At 43.3% G+C, this 8203-nt stretch carries 8 protein-coding genes; all 8 read right to left on the bottom strand.

Annotated elements, in window-relative coordinates:
• Positions 1–98: 98 nt before the first annotated feature.
• Complete coding sequence (locus Q0081_RS08405) at positions 99–557, bottom strand: hypothetical protein (protein ID WP_298351399.1); 459 nt, start codon at positions 555–557, stop codon at positions 99–101.
• Positions 558–580: 23 nt separating this feature from the next.
• Entirely contained in the window at positions 581–1180 is a 600-nt protein-coding gene (locus tag Q0081_RS08400) for a hypothetical protein (RefSeq protein ID WP_298351397.1), read from the bottom strand.
• Between the two features lie 210 nt (positions 1181–1390).
• On the bottom strand, positions 1391–1585 hold the full coding sequence (locus tag Q0081_RS08395) for a hypothetical protein (RefSeq protein WP_298351395.1): 195 nt from the start codon (positions 1583–1585) through the stop codon (positions 1391–1393).
• 260 nt (positions 1586–1845) lie between these two features.
• Positions 1846–4275 (bottom strand): EcoAI/FtnUII family type I restriction enzme subunit R, encoded by a 2430-nt coding sequence (gene hsdR, locus Q0081_RS08390; protein ID WP_298351393.1) that lies wholly within the window; start codon positions 4273–4275, stop codon positions 1846–1848.
• A gap of 221 nt (positions 4276–4496) precedes the next feature.
• Positions 4497–4949 (bottom strand): IS200/IS605 family transposase, encoded by a 453-nt coding sequence (gene tnpA / locus Q0081_RS08385; RefSeq protein ID WP_298351390.1) that lies wholly within the window; start codon positions 4947–4949, stop codon positions 4497–4499.
• Complete coding sequence (locus tag Q0081_RS08380; RefSeq protein WP_298351387.1) at positions 4931–5116, bottom strand: hypothetical protein; 186 nt, start codon at positions 5114–5116, stop codon at positions 4931–4933. Before Q0081_RS08380 ends, tnpA begins: the two co-directional genes overlap by 19 nt.
• 49 nt (positions 5117–5165) lie before the next feature.
• Positions 5166–6479, bottom strand: coding sequence for a restriction endonuclease subunit S (locus tag Q0081_RS08375; protein ID WP_298351384.1), 1314 nt, complete (start codon positions 6477–6479; stop codon positions 5166–5168).
• Positions 6476–7948: an N-6 DNA methylase gene (locus Q0081_RS08370; protein WP_298351381.1), complete on the bottom strand. Its 1473-nt coding sequence runs from the start codon at positions 7946–7948 to the stop codon at positions 6476–6478. The genes Q0081_RS08375 and Q0081_RS08370 overlap by 4 nt, the downstream gene beginning before the upstream one ends.
• Between the last annotated feature and the right edge of the window lie 255 nt (positions 7949–8203).

Here is an 8203-nt window from a genome sequence, read left to right as displayed (position 1 = left end):
GTGCTGTGACAACTTGGGCAAAATAGGTACATAATCTTTGAGTTTAGTCACTCCAAAGTTAGGCATTTGCCCCAGTTGTCTATTTTTTTGTTATAGCATTACTTTGCGCGCACTGCCTTTTTTGTACTATCGGCCTTTTGTGCTGCTGCAAGTTCCTGTTTTTTCAGTTCAATATCAGCTTCTAATTTTTTTAGATTGTAGCCGATTTCGCCTTGAAGTGCGGACAACTCTTTTTGCTTTGTAAGGGCTTCAAGTTGGTATTTTGACTGTTTGGTTTGTTCAGACTGACCTAAAAAACCAAAGACCGTGTTGGCAATGGCTCCTATGCCAGTAATCGAATTAGCCAATTGAGCACCTGATATACCATTAGTGCCTGTTTGGGTTGAACCGGCTTGAATATCGGCAGTTGATGTTAAGTTGCTGATTTCAGCTTTGCCCGAAAGAGAATCAATCTTAGGTGGATTGAAAAAGATTCCAATACGTCTAAACAATTGTTTCAATTTCGTGTCAGGCACACCATCAACGCTAACACCCTTCATTACATACGTATCTGCCATGGTTTTATGCGTTAATCGTTGTCTTACGCAATCTCAATCTCCTTTAAAAGGTCAACGCCTGTATGAGGGTCGTCAAAATCTTCTACTTTGAGGCTATCTATGATACCATACAGTTCGTCATCAAAATCGAAAGTCACGTCGTCTTCAATTTTTAGAAATTCCATAAACACCAGTTTAATTTCAGCGGCATTTTGGAAAATGGCTAAATCTTCGGTTGAGATTCCTAAACCCTCACAAAACTCAAATAAATCCTTTTTGAGCCGTGTAATCGAATCATTGAACATATTTAGGTCATGTCCATTCCAAGTACAACCATCGGAGTTATCTAACCATTCATCAATCAGACGATTGAACTGATCCACGTATTTCTTTTTGGCAGCTCGCAGTTGATTATTGGAATGTTCTGCCAATAGACCGCTGAGTAAATTTTTTACTTCAGCTTTAGGAACGCTTTCGTCGGGATACGCATCTACTGCTGTATCTACAATGTCTGGAGTAGGTTGCGCCTGTTTGGCGAGAATAGACCGTACCGTAAATACAGAAATGCCAACTTCATTGGCAATGTTTCGTAGGCTCCAGCCGTCATTTTTTAAGGCAATCACCTGTTCAGTTTTTGGATTCATAAAATTGTTATTTAGTGGTAAAGGTTTGTGATGGGGAAATAATAGGCAGACCAAAAGTCTGCCCTTATACGCCATCTGAATAAATTACTTTGTAGTCGTTTCAAGTCGACTACAGCACAAAAGTAAAAGCGAACAACTTTGTGTTGTTCGCTTCGGGAGACTTAGGAAGGATTGGGAAAGATAAGGGTAATTAAGAAGGGATGGGTTGTTTTAGAGAGCTAATTCTATTACCCAAAAACCCAGTACATCTATGATTCTTTCGATTTGTGCGGGTAACAAAACTCTATCATTACCAAAGTCAAGGCCGTGTCGTTTTAATCGAGCATTGAAGGCTTTATCCGATATGTTGTAAAGCAAGGCAATTTCTTTACGGCTCATAGCACCGTTTATTTTGTACTTGTTCATAGCAAAAATGTTTATTTGAGGTGTGGATAATTTTCATTGGGGTAATGGGCTTAAAATGATGTTTTTAGCTAAAAAATGAGGACAAATCCGAGGACTTTTTAGAGCGGTATGGCGTAACTATTTGACAGTCAAATAGTTAATAAGTTTCTCTCTCTCTGCCAAAAGGCTGTAAATCGTTGATTTACAGCCTTTTAATTTTTTAAACCTGCCCAAATTTCTGACTTTAGCCAGGTGTTCCCTAATTTTCTTTTGAGCGTTTTCTACGCCGCTTTTTGTTCATATAAATGCTTCTGAAATTCGATAAATAATTGGCGTATTTTGGAAACCTCTCCCAGTATCTTTTTTGCATCTTCCAACGATTGATATTTGTTGGTCAGCAAAACGGGCAGCTTCTCTTGGTCGAGTTCTTCTACGCCCGTTTCAATGTATTTGCTCAAAACAAACTCAATAAACTCTTTTTGTTTGTCATTGAGTAAGGCAAAGATGGTCGCCTGTGCAGCGGCTACCCGTTCCTGCCGAGTTACTGTTTTATTTTCATTATAAAACACATACTCCAGTACATCAAACAGGTCGCTTTTCTCCATGTCCACCAATTGCTGTAACACCAACAGATCACTTTTTGGAAAACCGGCTTCTTCTACTTTTTCCAACAGCGTTTTTCTGGTCAATGGATTGCTCCAAAGAGTACGCAGCTCTTCTTCATTTTGAAACAAGTCGGGCATTTTGCCAAACAGATTATCCATAAACTCCTGAGCCGAGATGGGGCGGCCATCGGCACTCCAAAAGGAAGTGGCAATCATGTGCTGAATCTCCCGCTCTTTGCCATCGCGCAGTTTTATTTTTAGACGTTTTGGGGTTTCTCCTTCTCCCTGACCGCCCTCGCTTCCTTCTGAATTGTCTGCTTTTTTCTCCGGAGTCTTGTAGGGTTCTTTGGGTTCACCAACGCCACCGGGCGGTTCCGGCGCTACGGGTTCTCCATCCCATGCCGGGTCGGCAAAATGATGGTACGCATCTACGAAGTCGTAAATGGTAAAAAACTCTTTGCCATCAAACAAACGAGTGCCACGCCCTACAATCTGCTTAAACTCTATCATGGAGTTGACGGGACGCATCAACACAATGTTGCGAATGTTTCGGGCATCTACGCCCGTAGAAAGCTTTTGCGAAGTGGTCAGAATGGTTGGGATAGCCTTTTCGTTGTCCTGAAACTCCCGTAAAAACTGTTCGCCTATTTCGCCATCGTTGGCCGTGACTCGAACACAATAATTGGGTGTTTTGCTTTTCTTGTATTGATTCACCAAATCACGAACGGCAGCAGCGTGGTCTTGCGTGGCACAGAATATAATGGCTTTCTCGTTCTGATTGGCTTCGTCCATGTAAATCTGAACTCGCTTCGCTTCTCTTTCCTTTATCTCGATTATTTTGTTGAAATCGGGTTCGGCATACCGTTTTCCCTGCTCCACTTCGCCTTCTATTACCTGATCGTCGCTGGTATAGATGTAATCGTCGAGCGTGGTTTGGATGCGTTTTACCTTGAAGGGTGTCAAGAAACCATCGTTGATGCCTTCTTTGAGCGAATAGATATAGACCGGCTCCCCAAAATATTTGTACGTATCAACGTTACCCGCTGTGTCTATTGCCCTCTTTGGGCGCTTGGGAGTAGCGGTCAAACCCAACTGAACCGCAGGCGCAAAGTATTCTAAAATGCCTCTCCAGTTTCCTTCGTCGTTGGCTCCGCCCCGGTGACACTCGTCAATGATGATGAAATCGAAATAATCGGCAGGATATTCTCCAAAATTAGGCTCGTTTTCGCCCGTCATAAAGGTTTGGAAAATCGTAAAAAAGATGTTCCCATTCGTCGGAACACGAACTTTGTTTTTTTGGGGATTGGTCAAAAAAGTATTGACAACTACCTTTTTTCCATCATCGTTTATATCTCTGATTGCCTTTGGGCTTATCCTTAATAAAGCATCTTCTTTAAAGGCAGCATACCTACTGAACTCTCCGTAGGCTTGGTCAGATAATACATTTCTATCAGCTAAAAACAGGATGCGGGGTCTGCGACTGCCATCCCATTTTAAATTCCAACGGGTTTGAAACAATTTCCAAGCTATTTGAAAGGCAATCGTTGTTTTACCCGTTCCCGTAGCGAGGGTCAAAAGGATTCGTTCTTTTTTATTGACTACGGCTTCCAATACTTTATTTACGGCAATTTCCTGATAGAACCTTGGCGGCTTTGTACCTCCAATGGTTTCAAACGGTACCGAAGCAAATTTCTCTCTCCAGTCGTTTTGTTCGGCAAAGGTTTTATTCCAAAGTTCATCAGGTGTCAGGTAGTTGGCTACCAAACCTTCCACGCCTGTTTTCAGGCAGATTTGATAAATCTCCTTTCCGTTGGTGGCGTAAGTGGTTTCTAATTTAAGCTTTTCGGCGTATTGCTTGGCTTGGGCTACGCCTTCGCCCACTCCCAACTCATCACTTTTTGCTTCTACTACGGCCAACTTAATGCCTTTGTACACCAATATGTAGTCGGCCTTCATCGGCCTGCTTCTGACACCACCCACGTTTATTTTACCATTGGTAATTTGGGCTTGCCTTTCACGAAGGACTTTAGAGCCTTCTACCACGCCCCAACCACACGCCCGCAGCTTGGGGTCGATGAGTTCGGCTCTTGTTTCTGCTTCGTTCATAATGCTATGCTTTATGCGATGGCTTCTGCGTATGCGATGGGCTGCACCCACCGTTAGGGTATGACGCCCCTTCGGGGCTAAGGAGGATCCCCATCATCATTAGCCCCGAAGGGGTATAATCTGCTAACTTAGGGTGAAGCCCTATAGAGTGGTGGAAGCCTATGAACGAATCCCCATGAAAAGCCCTGAAAGGGCGTAATGCCTCTGCGAACAAAGCGATGTTAGTCCCAAACATACTTCTCATCGTATTCTACGTTATACTTTTTTAGGAATGCGCGGTATTCGTCTTGAAAAGTCTTCTTACTGTGGTGTTGATGCTGATTGGCGATGTAGGCAATCACAATATCTACTTGACTTGGATTTACCGAAAACGCGCCGTAACCGTCTTGCCAATAGAAGTTTTTAAGCGATTCATCTTTCGTTTTCATCCATTTGGAAGAATGAGATTTTAGTTCTTCCATTAGTTTCATCAGGGCTATCTTTTTGGAGAGCATACACAAAATATGAATGTGGTCGGTGTAGCCGCCTACTTTTATTACTTGACAGTCGAGCTTGTTGCAGATACCTCCAAGGTAGCTGTGCAGTTCGGCTTCGACGGGTGGGTGTATCAGCGGTTGTCGGTATTTGGTGCTAAATACGATATGAACGTAGTTTTTTACAAGCGACTGTCCCATAATTTATTAGTATCGAAATGAATAACTAAAAGCCCTAAAATGCCCAAAAGCCCTGAAAGGGCGGTATATCTTAACACAGGGTATCGCCCTGTGGCATACAGAGTAGCAGGGTATCGTCCTGTAGCAGGAGTGGCATCGTCCTGCCAATCAGGCGATTCGGTCGCCACCCTGTCATAAAATGCCCCCCCCCCAAAGCCCTGAAAGGGCGGTATAGTATTACGCCCTTTCAGGGCTTTGGGGGATGTTTTTGCCCATTCGTAGCGACGGGCGATGCCCCTCGCTACGATATTCCGCCCCTTCGGGGCTACGCAACTCCCCCCTAAATGCCTTTTGCAACACACTCTTTTTCAACTCCTCCAAATCATTGATTTTTTGCTGATAAATGCCCTCTAACCGCTTCGTTTCGGCAGAAAGTGCATTTAGTTTTTGTACAATCTCTTTTTGTTCTGCTACCGTTGGAAATGGAAATAATTCATTTTCAAAAGTTCCCATATTGATATTTGCCTGTGCACTTCCTTTGCCCAACGATTGTATTCTTGCCTTAAATGATTGTAACAAATATTCAACAAAATCTCTATCAGCTAAATTTTCATTAACTACTACACCAATAACACTATCTGGAAAACAGGCATCAAAAGTTAATACCCCTGTTTCGGCAATATTTGCCGCTATTGTTATGCAAATCGTTCCTGCTGGCCAAAGCTTACTTTGCGCAAGTCCTAAGTCATTATATGTCTGTGTGTATTCTGTAATGTAATGATTACAGTTACGTATATCTCCAGTCTGAATAAAAGGATAGGCACCACCATACAATCCTTCAAAATTTCTTGGACGATGCCTTGATTTTCCTCTTCCAAACGATTTTGAAATCTGCTCCAACGTCTTCTCCTCCCAACCTTCCCCTTTATTCTCAAACACCCCTTGCAAATAACTCTCAAATAACTCCTTGGCATTTTTGAGGTTTTGTTCGGCCTTGGCTTTGGCCTTGGCAATGCCCGCAAAGGCTTCATCTAATATGGCTACGATGCGTTGTTGCTCGGAGAGCGGGGGAAGGGGGATTATAAAGTTCTTTAAATTGCCAGCAGAAAGATTTGGCTGAGCTGCACCATTTGCAAAATCAGTAATCATATCTGCACAGATTTTACTTTCAAAATAAATCATTAAAAAGTCGGATGTTACTTTTGATTTAGGGCGTACAATAACTAATGATGATGCTATTGCACCCTCTGAAAATTCATGAACTTTTGCAAATTTGCCAAGTGAGCCTCTTAAACAAAATAATATATCACCCTTTTGAACTTTCCCGCTTCCCAATAGATCAAATCTCTCTTTTGAAATATAATCCATACTATAAATATCAAGCCCATTTGAGGTCAAATGTCCAGCATTGATAAAAGGGATACCCATTTCAGTTCTATGAGATTTTGAAGGATAGTTTACTCCTCTATCACCATTTTCAAATTCACATATCTCGCCCAATTTCTTTACTTCCCAACCCTTCGGCAGGCTTATTGCATTGCCTTCTTTCATATCAGTTCCAAAATTGAGTTTAAAATCTCTGCGCTTTCTTCATCCAAGGCTCGCATTTCTTCTAAAATTTCCTGCGGGGCGCGGAGGGCGGTTTCTTCTTTTTTGTTGGGGTTTTTGGCACTCAAATCGTAGGTGGCGGTATCAATGGCAGCCACGTCGAGCGTCCAAGAGTTTTCGCTGTCGGCAAAAGTCTTTTGCAAGGCTACAAAGTCGGCCAAGTCGCGCTCGTTGAGGGCATTGGTTTTTCCGAGGTTACGGGCGAGGTTGAGTTGGTAAAACCACACTTTCTGGGTAGGTGCTCCTTTCTCAAAAAACAGCACCACGGTTTTTACACCTGCCCCCGTAAACGTGCCCCCCGGCAAATCGAGTACGGTATGGAGGTTGCAACTTTCAAGCAGGAGTTTGCGCAGGGCAATGCTGGCATTGTCGGTATTGCTCAGAAACGTGTTTTTAATCACTATCCCCGCTTTGCCGCCTGCTTTCAAAACTTTGATAAAATGCTGCATAAACAGCGAAGCCGTTTCTCCCGTTTTGATGGGGAAGTTTTGCTGCACTTCGGCGCGTTCCTTGCCCCCAAACGGCGGGTTGGCCAATACCACATCGTAGCGGTCTTTTTCCTGTATGTCGGCAATGTTTTCAGCAAGGGTATTGGTATGCACAATGTTGGGCGCTTCTATCCCGTGCAAAATCATGTTCATGGTACCAATGATGTAGGCCAACGATTTCTTCTCTTTGCCGTAAAAAGTACGTTTTTGGAGTATTTCCGTTTCTTTGGTAGTAAGGGCTTTGCTGTTTTTAAGGTAGTCAAAGGCTTCGCACAAAAAGCCCGCCGAGCCTACCGCTCCGTCAAAAATTCTATCCCCAATCTTGGGAGCCACTACTTTCACAATGGTCGTAATGAGCGGTCGGGGGGTGTAATACTCACCGCCATTGCGCCCCGCGTTGCCCATGTTCTGAATCTTTGACTCGTACAAGTGGCTCATTTCGTGCTTTTCCGCGTGCGTACGGAAACACAATTCGTCAATGCGGTTGATAACCTCGCGTAGATTGTAGCCGCTTTGGACGCGGTTTTTCAACTCACTGAATATCTCCCCGATTTTGTATTCGATGGTGTCGGCGCTTTCGGCAGAGGTTTTAAACTTTTTGAGGTAAGGAAATAGGTCAATATTCACAAAATCGACCAAATCATCACCCGTCAGGGCTTTATGATGGTCGAGTTCATATTCTTCAAATAAGCCAACTTTTAGTTTTTTAGGCATGGCCCACGTACTCCACTGAAATTCGGGGGCAATAATGCTTTGATACTCCATGCCGGTGAGTTCGGCGGCAGTGGCTTTGTCTTTTTCCAGATCGTCGAGGTATTTCAGGAACAGCACCCACGAGGTTTGTTCTACGTAATCCAACTCACTTCCACACCCTGCATCTTTGTGCAGTATATCGTCAATATTCTTAAAGGTTTGTTCAAACATGGATATTTGTTCTGATTTACTTTTTAGCCTTGTCAGCACTATTTGCTGAATTACAAATATTAAAAATAAAGTTGGGCTATGCTACTTAGGCGGCGGCTTGTTGCTGATTTAATTATCAAGCGGCGTTGTGGCCTAAAACGCAACCGACCGAAGTTTTTCGCTTTGGTCGGTGGTATATATGCAGCGTCAGGAAAGATGTGGTCTACGGCCCAATGCCCCAGGGCACCGACTCCGTTGATTTTATGTTTATTAGCA

Origin of the sequence: Runella sp. (genome assembly GCF_027484545.1) — a bacterium.
Classification (GTDB): Bacteria; Bacteroidota; Bacteroidia; order Cytophagales; family Spirosomataceae; genus Runella.
Note: the sequence above shows the minus strand (reverse complement) of the source record. Positions and strands in the feature narration are given on the sequence as shown.